Annotated in this window: 21 protein-coding genes, 1 riboswitch and 1 other annotated feature; of the genes, 4 read left to right on the top strand and 17 right to left on the bottom strand. The window is 43.1% G+C overall.

What is annotated here, in order from left to right:
• Window positions 1-11 precede the first annotated feature (11 nt).
• Entirely contained in the window at window positions 12-158 is a 147-nt protein-coding gene (locus NSQ25_RS12460) for a hypothetical protein (RefSeq protein ID WP_326136203.1), read from the top strand.
• Between the two features lie 36 nt (window positions 159-194).
• Here NSQ25_RS12460 and thiC read toward each other — a convergent pair whose 3' ends face one another.
• A complete protein-coding gene (gene thiC, locus NSQ25_RS12465; RefSeq protein WP_034279875.1) occupies window positions 195-1,955 on the bottom strand; it encodes a phosphomethylpyrimidine synthase ThiC in 1,761 nt (586 codons plus the stop codon).
• 126 nt (window positions 1,956-2,081) lie between these two features.
• Window positions 2,082-2,190, bottom strand: a riboswitch (TPP riboswitch).
• A gap of 235 nt (window positions 2,191-2,425) precedes the next feature.
• On the opposite strand from thiC, the gene NSQ25_RS12470 reads away from it, so the two are divergent.
• Window positions 2,426-3,058 (top strand): LysE family transporter, encoded by a 633-nt coding sequence (locus tag NSQ25_RS12470; protein WP_041115101.1) that lies wholly within the window; start codon window positions 2,426-2,428, stop codon window positions 3,056-3,058.
• A gap of 45 nt (window positions 3,059-3,103) precedes the next feature.
• Here NSQ25_RS12470 and NSQ25_RS12475 read toward each other — a convergent pair whose 3' ends face one another.
• The 5 genes from NSQ25_RS12475 to nadB form a co-directional block, all read right to left on the bottom strand.
• The gene (locus NSQ25_RS12475; protein ID WP_034279869.1) at window positions 3,104-3,721 is read right to left on the bottom strand and encodes a YhcN/YlaJ family sporulation lipoprotein; all 618 of its coding nucleotides are present in this window, start codon (window positions 3,719-3,721) and stop codon (window positions 3,104-3,106) included.
• 133 nt (window positions 3,722-3,854) lie between these two features.
• Complete coding sequence (safA, locus tag NSQ25_RS12480; RefSeq protein ID WP_326136202.1) at window positions 3,855-5,141, bottom strand: SafA/ExsA family spore coat assembly protein; 1,287 nt, start codon at window positions 5,139-5,141, stop codon at window positions 3,855-3,857.
• 131 nt (window positions 5,142-5,272) lie between these two features.
• Window positions 5,273-6,382, bottom strand: a complete 1,110-nt coding sequence (gene nadA, locus NSQ25_RS12485; RefSeq protein ID WP_034279863.1) for a quinolinate synthase NadA — start codon at window positions 6,380-6,382, stop codon at window positions 5,273-5,275.
• Window positions 6,369-7,232, bottom strand: coding sequence for a carboxylating nicotinate-nucleotide diphosphorylase (nadC, locus tag NSQ25_RS12490; RefSeq protein WP_065214577.1), 864 nt, complete (start codon window positions 7,230-7,232; stop codon window positions 6,369-6,371). The genes nadA and nadC overlap by 14 nt, the downstream gene beginning before the upstream one ends.
• Window positions 7,214-8,788, bottom strand: coding sequence for an L-aspartate oxidase (gene nadB, locus NSQ25_RS12495; RefSeq protein ID WP_326136201.1), 1,575 nt, complete (start codon window positions 8,786-8,788; stop codon window positions 7,214-7,216). The genes nadC and nadB overlap by 19 nt, the downstream gene beginning before the upstream one ends.
• Window positions 8,789-8,873: 85 nt before the next feature.
• Here nadB and NSQ25_RS12500 point away from each other — a divergent pair, with 85 nt between their 5' ends.
• A complete protein-coding gene (locus tag NSQ25_RS12500; protein ID WP_326136200.1) occupies window positions 8,874-10,025 on the top strand; it encodes an IscS subfamily cysteine desulfurase in 1,152 nt (383 codons plus the stop codon).
• Window positions 10,026-10,028: 3 nt separating this feature from the next.
• Window positions 10,029-10,571 carry a transcription repressor NadR gene (locus NSQ25_RS12505; protein ID WP_024423154.1) on the top strand — a complete coding sequence of 181 codons (543 nt, stop codon included), beginning with the start codon at window positions 10,029-10,031 and terminating at the stop codon, window positions 10,569-10,571.
• 24 nt (window positions 10,572-10,595) lie between these two features.
• Here the strand turns inward: NSQ25_RS12505 and pheA are convergent, their stop codons facing one another.
• The 11 genes from pheA to minC form a co-directional block, all read right to left on the bottom strand.
• Window positions 10,596-11,474 (bottom strand): prephenate dehydratase, encoded by an 879-nt coding sequence (gene pheA, locus NSQ25_RS12510; protein WP_034279853.1) that lies wholly within the window; start codon window positions 11,472-11,474, stop codon window positions 10,596-10,598.
• 18 nt (window positions 11,475-11,492) lie between these two features.
• Complete coding sequence (locus NSQ25_RS12515; protein WP_065214575.1) at window positions 11,493-11,936, bottom strand: ACT domain-containing protein; 444 nt, start codon at window positions 11,934-11,936, stop codon at window positions 11,493-11,495.
• Window positions 11,937-11,991: 55 nt separating this feature from the next.
• Complete coding sequence (gene obgE, locus NSQ25_RS12520) at window positions 11,992-13,278, bottom strand: GTPase ObgE (RefSeq protein ID WP_024423156.1); 1,287 nt, start codon at window positions 13,276-13,278, stop codon at window positions 11,992-11,994.
• A 21-nt stretch (window positions 13,279-13,299) separates the two neighbouring features.
• On the bottom strand, window positions 13,300-13,893 hold the full coding sequence (locus tag NSQ25_RS12525; protein WP_024423157.1) for a sporulation initiation phosphotransferase B: 594 nt from the start codon (window positions 13,891-13,893) through the stop codon (window positions 13,300-13,302).
• 257 nt (window positions 13,894-14,150) lie between these two features.
• Complete coding sequence (gene rpmA / locus NSQ25_RS12530; protein WP_003216586.1) at window positions 14,151-14,435, bottom strand: 50S ribosomal protein L27; 285 nt, start codon at window positions 14,433-14,435, stop codon at window positions 14,151-14,153.
• A gap of 12 nt (window positions 14,436-14,447) precedes the next feature.
• Entirely contained in the window at window positions 14,448-14,786 is a 339-nt protein-coding gene (locus tag NSQ25_RS12535) for a ribosomal-processing cysteine protease Prp (RefSeq protein ID WP_034279847.1), read from the bottom strand.
• Between the two features lie 14 nt (window positions 14,787-14,800).
• Window positions 14,801-15,109 (bottom strand): 50S ribosomal protein L21, encoded by a 309-nt coding sequence (rplU, locus tag NSQ25_RS12540; RefSeq protein WP_003216781.1) that lies wholly within the window; start codon window positions 15,107-15,109, stop codon window positions 14,801-14,803.
• A gap of 12 nt (window positions 15,110-15,121) precedes the next feature.
• Window positions 15,122-15,194 (bottom strand) — a sequence feature (ribosomal protein L21 leader region).
• A 66-nt stretch (window positions 15,195-15,260) separates the two neighbouring features.
• Window positions 15,261-16,130, bottom strand: coding sequence for a M50 family metallopeptidase (locus tag NSQ25_RS12545; protein ID WP_326136199.1), 870 nt, complete (start codon window positions 16,128-16,130; stop codon window positions 15,261-15,263).
• Window positions 16,123-16,914 (bottom strand): M23 family metallopeptidase, encoded by a 792-nt coding sequence (locus NSQ25_RS12550; RefSeq protein WP_326136198.1) that lies wholly within the window; start codon window positions 16,912-16,914, stop codon window positions 16,123-16,125. Before NSQ25_RS12550 ends, NSQ25_RS12545 begins: the two co-directional genes overlap by 8 nt.
• 192 nt (window positions 16,915-17,106) lie before the next feature.
• Window positions 17,107-17,910 (bottom strand): septum site-determining protein MinD, encoded by an 804-nt coding sequence (minD, locus tag NSQ25_RS12555; protein ID WP_017358134.1) that lies wholly within the window; start codon window positions 17,908-17,910, stop codon window positions 17,107-17,109.
• Window positions 17,911-17,912: 2 nt separating this feature from the next.
• On the bottom strand, window positions 17,913-18,596 hold the full coding sequence (minC, locus tag NSQ25_RS12560; protein WP_046311942.1) for a septum site-determining protein MinC: 684 nt from the start codon (window positions 18,594-18,596) through the stop codon (window positions 17,913-17,915).
• Between the last annotated feature and the right edge of the window lie 19 nt (window positions 18,597-18,615).

Genomic DNA, 18,615 nt, shown 5'->3' on the forward strand with positions numbered 1-18,615 from the left:
GGCTGCCCTTAATGAAGCAGAAAAAGAAACGAACATCTCCCGTAAAACAAACAGTCTTTTTTCATTTAACAGATGCTCTCATTCCAAGTGTGGACATGCTGGCATATGCAGCAAAGGCATTTTTTCACCTTTTAAGAAAAGCCTTCTCAGCCGTTTGATAAAACCCCGCACAGCATGCGTGCGAGGTTCTTTTTTTAGGGCTGATAAATTTGACTTCCCTGACTGACAAACTCCTTCGCCTTCTTTTCCATCTCTCTTTTCACTTCTTCAGATTGATTGCGGATATCATGAGAAATTTTCATACTGCAAAACTTCGGTCCGCACATCGAGCAAAAGTGAGCGGTTTTAGCGCCTTCGGCAGGCAATGTTTCATCATGGAACGCCAAGGCTCTTTCTGGATCAAGTGACAGGTTGAATTGGTCACGCCATCTAAATTCAAACCTTGCTTTCGATAAAGCATCATCGCGCTTTTGAGCCGCAGGATGTCCTTTTGCTAGATCAGCGGCATGTGCCGCAATTTTATAGGCGATCACGCCTTCTCTCACATCTTCTTTGTTCGGCAGACCTAAATGCTCTTTTGGTGTTACATAGCACAGCATGGCTGTTCCGTACCAGCCGATCATGGCCGCACCGATTGCGGATGTAATGTGATCATACCCCGGCGCGATATCTGTTGTAAGAGGCCCTAACGTATAAAATGGTGCTTCCTTGCAAATGTCCATTTGCTTGTCCACATTCTCTTTGATTTTATCCATTGGGACATGTCCGGGCCCTTCAATCATCACCTGCACATCATGTTTCCAAGCGATCTCTGTTAATTCACCTAACGTTTCCAGCTCTGCAAACTGCGCCTCATCATTGGCATCAGCAATCGAGCCTGGTCTAAGTCCATCTCCAAGTGAAAAGGCGATATCATATTTTTTCATAATTTCACAAATGTCTTCGAAGTGAGTGTAGAGGAAATTCTCTTGATGATGAGCAAGACACCATCTTGCCATAATTGCACCGCCTCTTGAAACAATTCCAGTCACCCGATCGACTGTAAGCGGAATATATCTTAACAGCACGCCCGCATGAATTGTGAAATAATCTACACCTTGTTCTGCTTGTTCAATTAATGTGTCCCTGTACACGTCCCACGTCAAATCTTCTGCGACTCCATTCACTTTTTCAAGGGCCTGATAGATAGGAACGGTTCCTACTGGGACTGGGCAATTCCGAATGATCCATTCTCTCGTTGTATGAATATCCTTTCCAGTAGACAGATCCATCATTGTATCTGCCCCCCATCTGATCGCCCATGTCATTTTTTCAACCTCTTCATCAATGGATGACGTGACAGCTGAATTACCAATATTCGCATTGATTTTGACATGAAAATTCCTTCCGATAATCATTGGTTCACTTTCTGGATGGTTAATATTCGAAGGAATGACGGCTCTTCCGCTCGCTACTTCCTCTCTAACGAACTCAGGGCTTAGCTCTTCTCTTATTGCGATAAACTCCATTTCAGGCGTAATGATGCCTTTTTTGGCATAATGCATTTGCGTCACGCGCGCTCCTTGTTTCGCGCGGAGCGGCTTATGATGAAAATCAGTTTGGACAGAATGGAAGGACTCCTTCTCCCTTGAACGATATCCGTTATCTTCCGGTTTTACATGACGCCCTTCATAGCTTTCTGTATCTCCTCTTTCTTCAATCCATGCTGCCCTAAGACGCTTTAATCCCTTTGTGACGTCAATATGAACGTTCTCATCAGTGTACGGTCCACTCGTATCGTATACACGGACTGGTTCATTTTTTATGCCGCCCGCCTCTGTCACAGTATGTGAGAGCGCAATCTCTCTTTTCGGCACTAAGATATCGGGCCTTGATCCTTTCTCATACACCTTTCGGCTGCCGTCAAAGCTGGATAATAATGATTGGTTGGATGGGACACTTTTCTTTTCCTTCATTTGCTGTTCTCTCCTTTTCTTCTTGTCACCGGACAGGATGGAATCAGCACCAGCAAAAAACCAGGCTCTATTGAAAGAACCTGGTTTCGTCGTCAGAAATAAACATGCATATCATTGATAGGATACATGCATCATCTTCAACTTCCCCACGCTGGTACGAGCCAGATCAGGTCCAAAGGGTTAAGAAGCTTATGCTACTCTCTCAGCCCATTTACGGGCACCCCTAGTCACTTTTATTGATTTCCACATCAGTGTAGCATAGAGACATCATGAAAAAAAGAGAATTCAGGAAAATAGTTCCTTTCCCCTACAAGCTTTATGGATTATATTGATATACAGATTTCTATACATGATCTGTCTCTCTCATTTCAATTAAATCTGAAATAATCGTTGATCCTTTTCTCCTATTATGTATAATTAATCTAAACGGAGAATTTTTATACAATTTATTCAAAGGAAGTTCTAGTCGATTGCAAACATTTCTCACATTTATCGTCGTAGGATTCTCAATTGCTCTGCCTGTTGGAGCGATCACGGTTGAAATGACAAAACAGGGACTCAAAAACGGATTCTTTCATGGTTTAACTGTCGGAGCAGGCGGTATGACCATAGACTTATTACTTATCTTGGCTTTATATGCTGGATTTGCTCAGTTTTTATCTTTGCCGTTTGTTCAAATCCCGCTCTGGCTGATCGGAGCTGTATTTTTAATGATTCTCGCATACGACTCCATTAAACACGCGGATCAAGATATCCATTTAGCAGGAGAAAAGGTCAATAAATCATTCGCAAAAACATATCGAAACGGCTTGCTCGTGGCGGTATCTCCTGGAAATCTTGTGTTCTGGGTTTCTGTTTTTGGTGCTGTACTTGCGGATGCGTATACAAAAACAGATTCATCTGAATTTATGCTGGCTGCCGGCGGTATCTTGGCAGGGATTTTCCTTCATGACATCGGTCTTCTCACACTTGTATCGTTAACAAGAAAAGTGATGAATCGGACGATGATCAAGTGGACATCCATTATTGCTGGTATTTTATTACTAGGGTTTGGCTGTTATTTCTTTTACGAATTTTATATAGGCATCAAGGTTTATTTTTAAGAAAAGGCTAAAGTTCGTGATGAACTTTAGCCTTTTTGTGTCAAACTATCGGGTCATGCCTGTTTGGCCTGTTTCAAATTGCGTTCTTCTCATGTCTCTAAAGCGTGTGAATGCACCTTCATCTTTTATGACTTGGACTGCTCTTCCATCCGCATAACGAGTCGCTGCTTCTTCTACTTGTGATACGCCTTCTGACGTCAGGCGGCCATCTGATTTAATGGCAATATACACATTCTCATCCGTCACCATGACTTGAGAGTCTGCCACGTGATTCATTTTATTGACGCGGTTGGCAATTTTTCTTGAACGCTGAATGTTCTCTTGTTTATCATAGCCTGAGAACGACATTTGGTTATGATAATTCATATCTCCATGACTGTAGCGTCCATCTCCACCTGTGAGAGGCATTCGATCATCCGTTTGAGGACGTGTACGGTAATCAACATTTGTTGTATTTCTCCCGTTCATTCCCTCCATAAGTTCAGAAACTGGTCCTTGATGATCTTGGTTGTTGTCTTCTGCTCGTTGATTTGAATGATAACCAACCGGCTGGCCTGATTGATTATGACGTGTATCGACACCTGCGTTATTATTTGCACCACATGCCGTTAAACCAATAGGAAGAAGCACTAATGCGATTGTTTTTTGCCATTTTTGTCTCAAACGAAAAACCCCCTGTACAAATTCAATCTCATGAGCGCGAAACAGGCTCTGTTTTAGCATGTACAGTTAGGAAAAAAATCAAGCTGTCAGTTATAAACAAAAAAAGGAACGATTGAGATCGTTCCTTCTGTCATTAATCTTCTTCCTCTTCCTCCGGCCTTGCAAAAACGGATTGACCTGGATATGGCTGCATATAAGGCTGAGCTGGATAAGCCCCCATTTGGCCATAAGGAACAGGATTCGGATCATGTCCTGGCCAAGGCTGATGATGCTTCATGCCATCATCGCATCCGCAGTCTCCCTTTCCATATGCTGGATTTGAAACATTTGGATAAAACCCTTGATTTGCGTTGGCATTTGCGTTGGCGTTTGAATGCATATGGTGATGCCAGTGATGTCCGTCGTTTGCATGGTGCTCATGATTCTCTCCGTAGTAAGCTGGCGCTTGATACGCAGGATAATACGGATGAGCCGGGTATGGATATGGCATCATATGATGATGATAATATGGCTGGATTGGATAACATAGGCCTGATCCCGGTAAAATTGGCGATGCCGGCACCATTTGCTGCGGATATGGATACATCGCCGGCATGTAATGACCATAACCAAAATAAGGATCATATGGTTCATGATGATGGTGCTGATGATGATGCTCGTTATTTTCAGCCACTCCCCCTACCGCTGCCCCTCCCATATTTGGCATTTGCGGGAAGTTAGGAAGGTTCGGATAATTGCCATGCTCCATGTCTTTTCCCTCCTCTTTTTGATGCGGAATATGAATAAACGGATCATACCCCTTCGCCACTTCTTCTTTTAGATGACCTTTATTTTCATGATGAAAATGGTCCTTGTTATCTTTATGTTCCTTATTTTCATGATGAAAATGATCCTTGTCGTCTATATGTTCCTTATTTTCATGATGAAAATGATCCTTGTTATCTTTATGGTCTTTATTTTCGTGATGAAAATGATCCTTGTGATCCTTTTTGTGATGAACGTGATCTTTTTTCTCATGATGATCTTTTTTGGGAGGAGGCGTGAATGGCTGGTAGAGATTGGTCTGATAATAGTTCACATCGACTTGCGGAAAAACTGGCTGCTCGATCTTTGGCACTGGCGGTACATATGGTACCGGTTCATTTGGCTTTTCCTTCGGTTTCGTATCTTGCACTTGCACAACATCTTTTGGCTTTTCTTTCACATACGGATGTTCTTTCGTTTTTGGCATTTCTTTTGCTTTGTGATGATCTGTTTTCACAGGAACACCACTAGATGGAATTTTAATCTTCATACCCGGCATGATCAAATCAGGATTACTGAGCTGTGAATTTAGTTTTTTCAATTCTTGAAAGTCGACTCCGTATTTCTTTGAAATTTTCCAAAGGGAGTCTCCTTTTTGCACAATATGAATTTTCAACGTTTTCCCCTCCTATGCAAAACGTGAACGTAACGGTTATGTCAGAAGTACAATATGTTTCAACATAAATTTATGCCTATTTACAAGCCGATATGATAAAAACTTGTTTTCTGATAGGAGGGGCTGATTCATTATTTAATGGTGAGCATTTTCTTGAGTGCAAGCAATGCGTCTTTCGTGATGTCTTCATTGACCTGTATCAACCCGGCCGGCTGACCCTTCTCAATGCTTTCAAGTGACCATAACAAATGAGGCAGATCAATCCGGTTCATAGTCAAACATGGACACATATCTGGGTTAAGGGATTCAATTTGTTTATCTGGGTGCTGCGCTATGATCCGTTTGACTAAATTCATCTCTGTTCCAATCGCCCATTTGCTTCCTGCTGGTGCCTGTTTGATCGTATCAATAATAAATTTCGTTGAACCTGCTAGGTCAGAAGCCCTTACGACCTCATGCGTGCATTCAGGATGGACAAGAATTTGAATGTCACGGTCTTTTTTTCTCATTTCTTCTATATTCTGAACGGTAAACTTCTCGTGTACGGAGCAATGGCCTTTCCATAAAATCATCTTAATACGAGAAAGCGGCTGATCGGTGATGAGCTTTTCTTCTATCTGATCCCACACAGCCATTTCTTCTAGCGGAATACCTAAATCAAAAGCCGTATTACGCCCTAGATGCTGATCAGGGAGAAACAGAATCCGCTCTTTTTGTGTCAGTGCCCACTCGAGTACTTTTTTAGCGTTTGATGAAGTAACAGTTGCCCCGCCATGCTTGCCGACAAATGCTTTAATATCTGCTGTTGAATTGACGTACGTAAGCGGAAGTATTGTATCCCCAAACAGATCAGTGAGCTGCTCCCATGCTCTGTCTGTTTGTTTCATGTTCGCCATATCTGCCATTGAACAGCCCGCCCTCATATCTGGCAAAACGACGCTTTGATTCTTGTTTGACAGCATATCTGCCGTTTCTGCCATAAAGTGAACACCGCAGAACACAATGTATTCAGCCTCGTGATTGTCGGCAGCTATTTGTGCCAGCTGCAATGAATCTCCTGTGGCATCTGCAAATTCGATGACCTCATCCTTTTGATAATGGTGGCCCGGTATAAAAAGCTTTGAACCAAAAGCCCGCTTAATTTCTAACACTCGCTGCTTCATCTCATCATCAGAGCGGTGTTTATATTCATCTGGCATCATGACTGCATGTTGATTGGCTAATACATTAAGCATGGACATGAGTTGTTCCCCCTTTATGACTGAATTCCATATTCATACTAAAATCAAATGCTGGGGCTGAATGAGTCAGAAAACCAAGTGAAATAAGATCGACTCCTGTCCCCCTATAGCTTGGCAATGTCTCTAAGGTGATCCCCCCTGAAGCCTCTGTCAGAATGGACTCTGGCGTCATTTGTTTAAAACGTTTTACCTCGTCCGGAGAGCAGTTATCAAACATGATAACATCCGCTTTTGCTTCAATGGCTTCCATTAGCTGCGTTTCTGATTCAATTTCCACTTCAATTTTCACCATATGACCGGCATATGCTCTTGCTTTCTCTACAGCTTCACGGATAGAACCGCATGCGGCAATATGATTATCTTTAATCATCACCCCATCCGATAAGCCAAAGCGATGATTCTTACCACCGCCTGTCTTTACTGCGTATTTTTCTAACATACGCAAGCCGGGTGTCGTTTTTCTCGTATCACAAATCGTAATAGACGGGTCACCTAATCGCTGCACCGCCTCATGTGTTAAGGTGGCAATACCTGTCATTCGCTGCAATAGATTTAAAATGACCCTCTCTCCCTTTAATAAGTCCTTGACTGGGCCCTTTATTTTCGCCAGTACAGCGCCTGAATGAATCCAATCACCTTCTTGAAAAAACAGCTCAGTTTGAATCTGTTCATTCAACAGGCGGTACCCTGTATCAATCAGTTGTGACCCTGCCAATACACCAGATTGTTTCGCAATGATAAGAGCTGTTCCTTTCTTGTCTCCAAAGATGGCATCTGCTGATACATCTCCAAAGCCAATATCTTCTGTGAAAAAATGAGTGAGCATTTGTTTTAACTGTAAACGTTCCATTTGGCACCGATCCTTTCATTTTTCATAATGTGAATGTGGCCTTTTTCATGAACAATCTGCCTGCCCTGCCACAACGCATCACTCCGCTCTGGATAATCCATTCGATAATGGCCGCCTCTGCTTTCTGTACGAAGTAATGCAGATTTAGCAAGGCAAACCGCTAATGCCCATTGATTGCTTAATTCGATCTGTTCATTTGTGATATCCTTCACATTAATTTGCTGAAAATTGACATGTTGCAGCGAATGAAGCAAAGTCTGCAAGCCTTTTTCATCTCTCACAATGGCCGCAAATGTAGTCATCCATTGTCTTAGCTGAGCTGTTGAAATCATTGGGACCATCCATATTTCTTGAATAGAAAAAGGTGGACTTGTTTCTTTCAGTTTAGGCAGCTGTTCAATTCTCTGTGCCGCTTTGCTGCCTAACACGAGACCTTCCAGAAGAGAATTACTCGCCAATCGATTCGCACCGTGTAAGCCAGTGCAGGCCGCTTCTCCAATGGCAAATAGTGCTGGAACAGTCGTTTCTCCATATTCATTCACGCTGATACCGCCCATTAAAAAGTGCATACCTGGGGAAATTGGCAGCCTGCCGCTTGCCATATCGACGCCTGCACGCTGGCACATCGCATCTATTGCTGGAAAACGAGCTGAAAAATGCGGAATATTATGGATGTTAAGATACAATTGATGACCTAATTGCTGCTCATGAAAAATCGCTCTAGCGACCACATCTCTAGGTGCTAAATCAGCTTGCGGGTGAATATCTTTCATAATCCGCCTGCCTGTTTCATCTTCTAAATAAGCTCCCTCTCCCCGTACTGCCTCTGAAATGAGACCAGCTGCTTTTCCCGCGATTGTTAAAAGAGTAGGATGGAATTGAACAAATTCGAGATCCACTAATTGCGCCCCGGCTCGATAGGCCATCATCAGTCCGTCTCCTGTTACAGAAGGATCATTTGTGTTTGTCTCATATAGGGAGCCGCAGCCGCCAGTTGATAAAACAACGGCATCTGCGGTCATCGTATGTACGTGTCCTGTCTCGTCTTTCCACACAACACCCGTACATGTCCCTTCATGAATCAATAGATCAATGACATGATGATATTCGTATAAATGAATATGTGAGCCGAGCTGACTTTTCAGAAACTGTACAAGAGTTTTACCTGATTGATCTCCTCCCGCGTGCAAGATGCGATGAGTGGTATGTGCTCCCTCTTTGCCTAATTGCGGCTCTCCCGTCTCATCTTGATCAAATGGACAGCCTTCTGCTACGAGCTGCTCCACAAGATGTTTTCCAAGTTTCACGATTTCTTGTACAATTCTTTCATCATTGTGGTCACAGCCGGCAGCTAGTGTATCCTGCACATGCTGCTGAACTGAATCATGTGCTGAAAAGGCAGCAGCGATTCCTCCTTGTGCCAGCATGGAATTACTAGATGAACATTGTTTTTTTGTCATCATGATGACCTGGCAGCTTTTCGAAATGGTTTTTGCAAAGGAAAGCGCTGCAATGCCTGATCCCACCACAATGACTTTTTTGATTGATGACACCATCGCCCCTCCTGTCATTTACACCTGTCTTGACACATATCATTACACAACACTAAAATAAATACAAGAAAAAATTTTCACACGGGAGATGGATGGGTTGGTTTATTTAGATTACGCAGCTTCTACACCTGTTTCAGAGGAAGCGCTGCATGTTTTTGAGCAGCTGAGTAAAAATTTCTACGGAAATGCAAGCAGTCTTCATGATGCCGGGGGAAAAGCAAATGACATATTGACTTACAGCAGACAATCACTCGCTGCCATGATCGAGGGTGAACCAGATGGGGTCTACTTTACAAGCGGTGGAACTGAATCCAATCTCCTTGCGATTCAATCGATCATCAATGGACTGCCGACACATCAACAGCATGTCATCACAACTTCAGTTGAGCATCCTTCTGTTCATCATGCAGTTAGCAGCTTAGAGCGTCTTGGCGTAAAAGTCACGATCATTGAACCGAATCAGGATGGAATCATAACAAAGGACATTCTCAAAAAAGCATTATTGCCTGAAACAGGACTAGTATCTATTCAGCATGCTAATTCAGAAACAGGAATTATCCAGCCGCTTGCTGAATTAGCCCCTCTTTTAAAAGAAAGGAACATTCTTTTTCATACAGATGCTGTGCAAACATTTGGAAAGATTCGTGTGTCCATCAAAGAACTTGGAGTCGATGCCGTGTCCATCTCAAGTCATAAAGTGTATGCTCCTAAAGGCGCTGGTGCCGTTTATATGGGCGCACATGTTCCTTGGAAACCTTTATATACAGGAGCAGTTCAGGAAAATGGCTTACGTCCAGGGACAGTGAACGTTCCATGTATCGGTGCTTTTGCGGCCGCGAGCGAACAAACGATGCTTAGGCTGGATGAACAGCATAAATTAGATAAGCAGCTGCGTGATTATTTTCTTCAGCAGTTAAAAATAAGACAGCTGCCAGTTCGTACACTTCAGGACAATGACAACCGCCGCACGCTGCCTCATATTATTGGTTGTTTTTTTGAAGGGTTTGAAGGACAATATGTAATGTTAGCATGTAACCGGCATGGGATTTGTCTTTCAACTGGAAGCGCATGTGCTTCTGGTTATCACCATCCTTCCCCTGCTGTGAAGGCATTGCGTGTATCAGATCGTGATGCCCTTCAATTTATTCGACTATCATTTGGATGGCAGTCATCAAAAGAGGACATCGATCAGCTTTTGCATACATTTGAGCATTTGCAAAAGGAGAAGAAGGGAGCTTAGGACGTGGAGCAAGAGAGGAAACTCATTGGCGAAGAAAGAAGAAACGCCATTTTAGAGTGGCTGAAAGAAACAGACACACCGCTTACTGGAAGCTTTTTAGCTAAAAAGGCGGCTGTCTCTCGGCAAGTCATTGTACAAGATATTTCATTATTAAAAGCAAAAAACGAACCCATTATTGCCACAAGCCAAGGCTATGTGTATATGGCAGCGCAGCATGCGCCAGAAAGAGAAATTGAACAAATCATCGCCTGCAAGCATGATCCTGCTCGTACAGAAGAGGAACTGACCTTAATTGTAGACTTTGGTGTGACGGTGAAAGATGTGATCATTGAGCACCCTGTTTATGGTGAACTGACGGCCTCTATTCGCGTCAGTACACGGAAACAAGTCGCTGATTTTGTGCATCATATTTCTAACACCGGCGCTTCCTACTTGTCAGAACTAACAGACGGCGTGCACCTGCATACTCTCACTTCTTACAGCCAAAAGCAGCTTGACCAAGCCATTCAAGCGCTGGATGATGCTGGGTTTTTAATAAAAGACTAAAAAAATAGTGTCCTGCACGGGACACTATTTTTCATTCGTTAATTCATATGTTTGATAGCTGCCGAGCAGCTTAACCTCACAGCCAATCGCCTCTAATTCTTGAATCGCACCAGGAACGAGGACATCATCCATTTCTTTTTCAATATCAATAATAAATAAATAATGTCCAAGACCTGTTTTTGTCGGACGAGATTCAATTTTTGACAAGTTGAGATTCCGCCAAGAAAAAGCAGACAGCACGCGGTGCAATGCGCCTGATTGGTCATCCTTAGGCAGACTGACCACAATGGTCGTTTTTGGCTTTGATGAGAAACCAGAATTCATTGGGAACGATGCGTTAGGATCTTTATGTAAAATCACAAAGCGTGTATGGTTGTGCGGATAATCATGAATGTCTTTTTTCGCAATCGTCAAACCATACGTTTGTGCGGCAATTTCATTAGCAATAGCCCCGACAGCTTCATCTGGATGCTCACTGATGTATTTTGCTGCATAGCCTGTTGATTCCACTGGCCGATGAGGAATATGAGGGTACTGCTTTTTCAGAAATTGATGACACTGGGCAATCGCGTGAGGATGTGATTGAATGACATCTAACGTCTCCCAGCTCTCGGCTCTTGATGGGTGGACAAGCAAATGCTGCCGAATTGGTGCTGTCATTTCCCCCACAATGGACAGCGCTTCTTCATGAATTAAATAATCAATCGTTAAGTTCACAGAGCCTTCGAGTGCATTTTCAAGTGGAACGACCGCCAAATCGACTTCGCCCTTTGACACAGCATCCATACATTGCGGAATCGTTGCATAGGCACGCTGCACCGCATCTTTTGGAAAACAAGAGCATACGGCCAAATGAGTAAATGTTGCCTCTGGTCCAAAATAACCTACAGTTAATTGCTTCATCTGCTATGATCTCTCCTTTTACGCCCCGGAACCTAAAATTTCGACTTTTTCGACAAATTCAAGCTTTCTTAATTGATTCATGACGGTGTTGATATCATCTTCCATACCAGCTGTACTAATTGATAAGGTGACATTCGCTCTTCCTTGCAGCGGAATCGTTTGGTGAATGGATAACACATTACAGCCAGAGTCAGCCACAATTTGAAGCAGTCTTGATAAAGCCCCAGACCGGTCCTCAAGGTGGAAAAACAATGTGATGATCTGCTCTTTCACCATTGTATAAAATGGAAAAACAGCATCTCGGTATTTATAAAAAGCACTGCGGCTTAAATCCGCTTTTTGAACAGCATCGGCAACTGAATCAGCTTTTTTGCGATCGAGAAGCTTTTTGACTTCAAGCGTTTTTCGCATCGCATCTGGAAGTACATCCTCTCTTACTAAATAGAACGTTTCTTCTTTCACCTGTTTTCTCCCCTTTTAAAAACGGGAGAGCCCATGGTCTGGACCCTCCTTTTGATCAATCAATAAATTCGAATTCAAATTCAAGCAGACGAATGATGTCGCCATCTTTTGCTCCGCGCTCACGCAAGGCATCATCGACACCCATTCCGCGCAGCTGTCTAGAGAATCGTTTAACAGATTCATCTCTTGAGAAGTCTGTCATCTTAAAGAGCCGCTCAAGTGCTTTACCCGTTAAGACAAATGTGCCATCAGGATCTCTAGAGATCTCAAATGGTGCATCGCCTTCATCAAACCTGTACATCACGCGGTTATCCGACAGCTCCTCTTCATTATAGAGCGGGAATTCCGGTGTTGTTTCAAGCTGATTGGCGATTTCAAATAAGAGCTCACGAAGCCCTTCTCTTGTGATCGCACTAATCGGGAACACTTTATAGTCATCCGTTAATTTTTCCTTGAATGCCTCTAGATTGTCAGCTGCATCTGGCATGTCCATTTTGTTCGCAACAATGATTTGCGGACGCTCTGTCAATCTCATATTGTACTGCTCAAGCTCTTCATTAATCGTCACGTAGTCTTCGTATGGGTCACGCCCTTCAAGTCCAGACATATCAATGACATGGACAATGACACGTGTACGCTCAATATGACGTAAAAATTGATGACCTAAGCCAACGCCTTCGTGCGCTCCCTCGATCAGTCCTGGCAGATCCGCCATAACAAAGCTTCGGTTATCGTCTGTTTCAACAACCCCGAGGTTCGGTACAAGCGTTGTAAAATGGTAATCCGCAATTTTTGGTTTCGCAGAAGAAACAATCGAGAGCAGCGTTGACTTCCCGACACTTGGGAAACCAACAAGTCCAACATCTGCAAGTACTTTTAATTCTAAAATGACGTCACGTTCTTTACCTGGTTCACCGTTTTCAGACAGCTGTGGTGCAGGGTTTGCTGGTGTTGCGAAGCGTGAATTTCCACGTCCGCCACGTCCGCCTTTGGCAATTACAGCCCGCTGCCCATGCTCTGTCAAGTCAGCTAGTACTTGTTCCGTCTCTGCATCTGTTACAACCGTACCCGGCGGAACTTTGACAATCATTTCTTCCGCATTTCGGCCATGCTGGTTTTTACTCATTCCGTGCTCGCCGCGGTCAGCCTTGAAATGGCGCTTATAACGAAAGTCCATTAACGTTCTAAGTCCTTCGTCTACTTCAAATACAACATCTGCACCATTTCCGCCGTCGCCGCCTGCTGGGCCGCCCTTTGGTACATATTTTTCACGACGGAACGCCACCATACCGTTTCCGCCGTCACCGCCTTTAACATACACTTTAACCTGATCTACAAACATAACTTCCTCCGTTTCTCTGCATCACATATCTCGTTCTTGCCTCAAACAAAGCTCAATCATGGACTCATGAGGCGTCACATGAAATTGCGTTATACTCATACATGGATAGTTTGCGTCATGAAACGCATTTAACGCATCCAAACTTGTTAATTTTCCTTTGAAATCAAAATATAAGATCACATCATTTTCTTCATGATCTGTTTGGAACGTGACCGTTAAATGATTTTCAGTTTTTTGGCAAACTGATTGATCGAATATCGAAAACAACTCCTGTGATACCGTTAGCAGCTGCGATTCATATGCTGATAAGTCTCGGGTTTCACCAAGCACTTCATATTCTAAGGTGATAAAATGCGACTCCCAATTAAATGTTAGAAAGTAATAGGCCAATTGGGGAATTTTTAAATTTGAGAGTTTGGATTCATGCTGTGCTTCAATGACCATTTCTTCTATAATTTCAAACACGCGGTCATATTTTTCTAATGTCAAGTTGCCTTTGATCAGCTGTAATTTATTCATCCAGTCGTGTCTTGAACGACTGAGCAGATAGATCAATTCATTTGTTAATGCAACGTGAGTTAATTTTTCATTTTCTTTACTTGGTATCTCTTCCATTATCGCACTCCCAATCGTTTGGTCTCTCTTTTAGGAGTCTTATCATCAATATGTCTCCCTGAATTATAACAGAGAAGACAGCATAGAAAAACACTAGTTATGTGAGGAAAGGTTGTTTTTTCTGATCGTATAGGAGAAAATGAGGCAAAGTCAGCAAACGTTCTTTGATATTTATGGAGTGCATCTTCTTTTATCATCTTCGGTACTGCTTGTAAAAAGTGAAAAAAACTCCAGTCAATGACCGGAGTTTTTAGCAATTATTGTGCCGCAGGATATACGCTCACTTTTTTACGGTCACGACCGAAACGTTCGAATTTAACTGTTCCGTCGATTTTAGCGAAAAGAGTGTCGTCGCCTCCGCGTCCAACGTTTTCACCTGGATAGATTTTCGTTCCACGTTGACGATAAAGGATAGAACCACCAGTTACGAATTGACCATCAGCACGTTTAGCGCCTAAACGTTTAGACTCAGAGTCACGTCCGTTCTTTGTAGAACCTACCCCTTTTTTAGATGCGAAAAATTGAAGATCTAATCTAAGCATGAAGTTCACCTCCTATTTTTTTGTTGATATTCTCACATAATCGTGATAATCTCGTTCAATTGTCTCTAAGGAAACGACCATGCCTTCTAAAAGCAGCTGGGCTTTTTCAAAGGATACTGGATCTGTATCAGCTGGCAGTTCAAAAGAGAAGTAGCCGCCTTCTTCACCAATATCAAGCAGTGGGTCCAATCCTGTCAGTGCAATAATTGAATTGACTGAGCCGAAAACAACAGCTGATACACCTGCACAAACGAGATCCTGACCTTTTTCAGCAAACTCGGCATGTCCAGTCATCTGAAAAGACGTAATGCTTTCATCTGCTGAAGACCGAGTAATGGTTGCTTTGATCATATCACTCACACGCCTTAAGCGTTGATTTTTTCGATAACAACTTTAGTGTAAGGTTGACGATGACCTTGTTTCTTGTGGTTGTTTTTCTTCGGTTTGTACTTGAACACAGTAATTTTCTTACCGCGACCTTGTTTTTCAACTTTAGCCGTTACTGTTGCTCCAGCAACTGAAGGGTTACCCACTTTGACAGTGTCTCCGCCGACAAACAATACGTTTTCGAAAGTTACTGTTTCACCTGCTTCAGCAGCTAGTTTTTCAACATAAACAGTTTGACCTTCTTCAACTTTTACTTGTTTACCACCAGTTTCGATAATTGCGTACATCTCTGCACCTCCTAATAAACTCAGACTCGCCGAATACAGGGGGCCATAGGCACTTTACACCTGCTCCGCGCGGTTGTAGCACGGGTGCTACATATCCATAACATTAAAAAATATATCAAACTAGACGCAGAATGTCAATGTATTTTCACTATTAGTACGGTAAAAGAAGCTCTTCCATTGAGGAGGTGGTTCTGCGGTCTGAAAAATACGCATGGAGCAGTTCATTTTCATCAAGCTGGCTCATCTTCACGCCATCTCTTTCAATAATAATCGGATGTTTGCAGCCCCTTTGAAATCGTGCCATCACTTCGTATACTTTTTCCTCTGCACTTGCTCTCAGCGGAATTAGCTTTTCTACCTTTTGCTCTTTTTTACCGTAATACCGTTCTAGTAAAAAGCGAACCCTGACGTAATGCCGCTGCCTGTGCTCCATCACGAGTGAATAAGCTAAAAAAGTGAGCAGCACCCAGCCATTGAATTGCAGCGGTGCAAACAAAAGTAACCCTCCTGTCAATAGACCGAAAAAGAAAAGTGAGCCTTTTATTGCTAGGGCATGTGCACGTTGGAAAGGGTAAAAAACGGATAAGAGCAAAAAGAATAATTTTCCGCCATCAAGCGGCCAAACGGGCAAAAGATTCACAAGAAAAATCGCCATATTATAAAAGGTAAACATCGTAAAGACGTCATGCGAAATAAGAGAAGCCTCCATGAAAAGCCATGCCATGAGCTGGAGCGGTACATGCTGAAGCGGCCCGCACAAAATGACCGCCAGCTCTTCTTTTAACGGACGGTTCCCATGTTCCTCTACTTCCACCGTTCCGCCAAATGGCAGTAAAAAAATCCGCCGAATGCGCCAATGATAATAGCAGGCAGCCGCTGCATGTCCAAGTTCATGGACACAGACGATGATAAGCAGACAAAGCAGCGGCTTAATTTGGCCTGACAGAACCGCAAACGCCATCACAATCCACAGCAGCGGATGGATATGAATTTTCGTCAGCATGAGCAGCCATCTATTCAAAGGTCATCACCTGAATAGGATCGATAAATTGTTCATTTTGCTTAATGGCAAAGTAATACATGCCCTTCCCTTGATCATCAAGCGAAATCTGGCCAATTTTTTCACCCTTATCGACAAAATCGTATAAGGCCACATCCGCTTTCTTTAATTGACCGTACCAGCTATAGCTGTTATCTGCATGCTGCACCACCACGGTAAGCCCTGTATCGCTTTTCTTTTTCACCTCAACCACATAGCCTTCCTTCATACTATCTATGGCTTCAGCGGATGTCTCCACTTTGACACCTGCTCCATTTTGCGTAAAGGATTCCTGCACTTTACCAGAGGCAGGAACAGCCAGTTCTTGATTCGCTTGTACGTCCTTTTGGCCATCTTTTTTCTCTGTTAAAAAGGCCAGCGGATGTCCAACTGTTTTTTCAAACCAGCGGTTAGCAGCAGCAAATTGAAAATCTTGCTCAAAGGTCTGAGTAATCATCGGCTTCAGCTGCTGAAACGGACCTGTCTGACCTTTAAATGAAATGGCTGCAATCAACACAAGGGACGCTGATAATAAACATTTAAGCACAAAGGTATTCGGGTTAAATAAGGGATGACGATATTTCTTTGGCTGATGGGACGCCGGTTCATAGGAGGTCGAGCCAGAATGCTTTTCTTCCTCTGTCAGCATAACCCATGGCGGGATATCTTCTTTTTTCTTGAAATCCGTCTTCTTAGAGAGAGCAGCTGGCTGCATCGTTTTGCGGCGCTGCGCGATTTTCTTTCGGTACTCGTCCACTCTTTTCATGAGATCACCCTTTACATACAAACAGTTTGTACATTTTATGTGACAACCCCATCTGATATGCAACAAAAAGACCGATTCTCATCGAATCGGTCTCAGCGTGCAGAGAAACCCTCGCATTCAGTGTCGGTCTGCGCTCCGGTGCTCACGAATGTCAAATTCGCTTCGCAAAGGTTTTCTATCACGGTTCAGTGATTATGCTCTTACACCAAAGAATGCTTTCAGCTTTGCAAACATTCCCTTGTTTTCTTCTTCAAAAGATTGAAGCGGTACTGATTCGCCTAGTACGCGGCGGGCAATATTGCGATAGGCAATCGATACTTTGTTTTTAGCATCCATGACAATCGGTTCACCATTGTTTGAAGCCTTAATCACATCATCATCATCTGCTACGATGCCAAGTAGATCAATCGATAAGTGATGTACCACTTCATCTACATCCATTGAATCGCCATTTTTCGCCATGTGTGTACGAATACGGTTGACAATCAAACGAGGCGGTTCGATATCTTCTTGTTCTAACAAACCGATGATTCGGTCCGCATCTCTCACAGCTGAGATTTCAGGCGTCGTCACGACAATAGCCTTGTCTGCACCGGATACAGCATTTTTAAAGCCTTGCTCAATTCCAGCAGGGCAGTCAATGACAACATAATCAAAGTCTTGTTTCAATGATTGAATTAATTCTTTGATCTGTTCCGGCTCTACAGCCGTTTTATCGCTTGTTTGAGCAGCAGGTAAAAGATACAAAAGATCCTCGAAACGCTTATCTTTTACAAGCGCTTGATGAATTTTGCATCTTCCTTCTACTACATCGACTAGATCATAAATAATGCGGTTTTCTAGCCCCATCACGACATCCAGATTCCGAAGGCCGATATCGGTATCAACTAGACACACTTTTTTCCCTTGAATTGCTAGTGCTGTGCCTAAGTTTGCAGATGTTGTTGTTTTGCCAACGCCGCCTTTTCCTGAGGTAATCACAATAGCCTCGCCCAATTTCACATTCCTCCCTCAAGCCTTGTCAGATTAGGTCTTATATGAGCCAATTGCTGCAGGCGTTCAATGATCATATTGCCATCTATATCTAAATAAGCACATTCCATTTCATTTCCATCTTCTTTTTGGTCTGGTGCACGGTTAATAACTTGTGCGATGCGAAGCTGTGTTGGAATCATATGTGATGCCGCAATAACAGCCTGTTTGTTGCCATTACATCCAGCATGCGCCACACCTTTTAATGCGCCAAGCACAAAAATATTTCCCCCTGCGCGAATCGTTCCGCCAGGATTGACATCTCCTATTAATAAAAGATCTCCTTCGACATACAGCACCTGTCCAGAGCGTACAATTTTTGCTACAGAAGTAATTTCAGCCTCTGCTTTTAATCGTCTCGCCTCTTCAGTTGACATGACGTCACTTTCAATTGAGTGGATAACGAGATGTTCATTTTCAGACACCGCTTCGGTCAAACGTGTCTCCTGATCCTCTGTTAAATAACGAAAACCAAGCTTAATATGCACATTGACTTTATGTCCTTCTCTTCCATCTGTATATTGCTCAAGTAACAGAACCTCTCGCAAGCCAGAAAGAAGGTCATCAAACGAACAGTCATCATTTAACTGTAATGTTAATCCGTTTTTTGTGCCTTTTATCGTCACATATTGCTGTTTTTGAGTTTTCAAGATGCTCACCTCAACAACA

Origin of the sequence: Bacillus sp. FSL R5-0512, assembly GCF_038593295.1 — a bacterium.
Taxonomy (GTDB): Bacteria; Bacillota; Bacilli; order Bacillales; family Bacillaceae; genus Bacillus; species Bacillus safensis.

Bases quoted from the DNA above. Each gene is read 5' to 3' on its own strand.
- NSQ25_RS12460 (WP_326136203.1), top strand. From the start codon at position 12: ATGAAGCAGAAAAAGAAACGAACATCTCCCGTAAAACAAACAGTCTTT.
- thiC (WP_034279875.1), bottom strand. From the start codon at position 1,955: ATGAAGGAAAAGAAAAGTGTCCCATCCAACCAATCATTATTATCCAGC.
- nadA (WP_034279863.1), bottom strand. From the start codon at position 6,382: ATGTCCATGCTTAATGTATTAGCCAATCAACATGCAGTCATGATGCCA.
- nadC (WP_065214577.1), bottom strand. From the start codon at position 7,232: ATGGAACGTTTACAGTTAAAACAAATGCTCACTCATTTTTTCACAGAA.
- nadB (WP_326136201.1), bottom strand. From the start codon at position 8,788: ATGGTGTCATCAATCAAAAAAGTCATTGTGGTGGGATCAGGCATTGCA.
- NSQ25_RS12500 (WP_326136200.1), top strand. From the start codon at position 8,874: ATGGATGGGTTGGTTTATTTAGATTACGCAGCTTCTACACCTGTTTCA.
- pheA (WP_034279853.1), bottom strand. From the start codon at position 11,474: ATGAAGCAATTAACTGTAGGTTATTTTGGACCAGAGGCAACATTTACT.
- obgE (WP_024423156.1), bottom strand. From the start codon at position 13,278: ATGTTTGTAGATCAGGTTAAAGTGTATGTTAAAGGCGGTGACGGCGGA.
- NSQ25_RS12525 (WP_024423157.1), bottom strand. From the start codon at position 13,893: ATGGAAGAGATACCAAGTAAAGAAAATGAAAAATTAACTCACGTTGCA.
- rpmA (WP_003216586.1), bottom strand. From the start codon at position 14,435: ATGCTTAGATTAGATCTTCAATTTTTCGCATCTAAAAAAGGGGTAGGT.
- NSQ25_RS12535 (WP_034279847.1), bottom strand. From the start codon at position 14,786: ATGATCAAAGCAACCATTACTCGGTCTTCAGCAGATGAAAGCATTACG.
- rplU (WP_003216781.1), bottom strand. From the start codon at position 15,109: ATGTACGCAATTATCGAAACTGGTGGTAAACAAGTAAAAGTTGAAGAA.
- NSQ25_RS12550 (WP_326136198.1), bottom strand. From the start codon at position 16,914: ATGAAAAGAGTGGACGAGTACCGAAAGAAAATCGCGCAGCGCCGCAAA.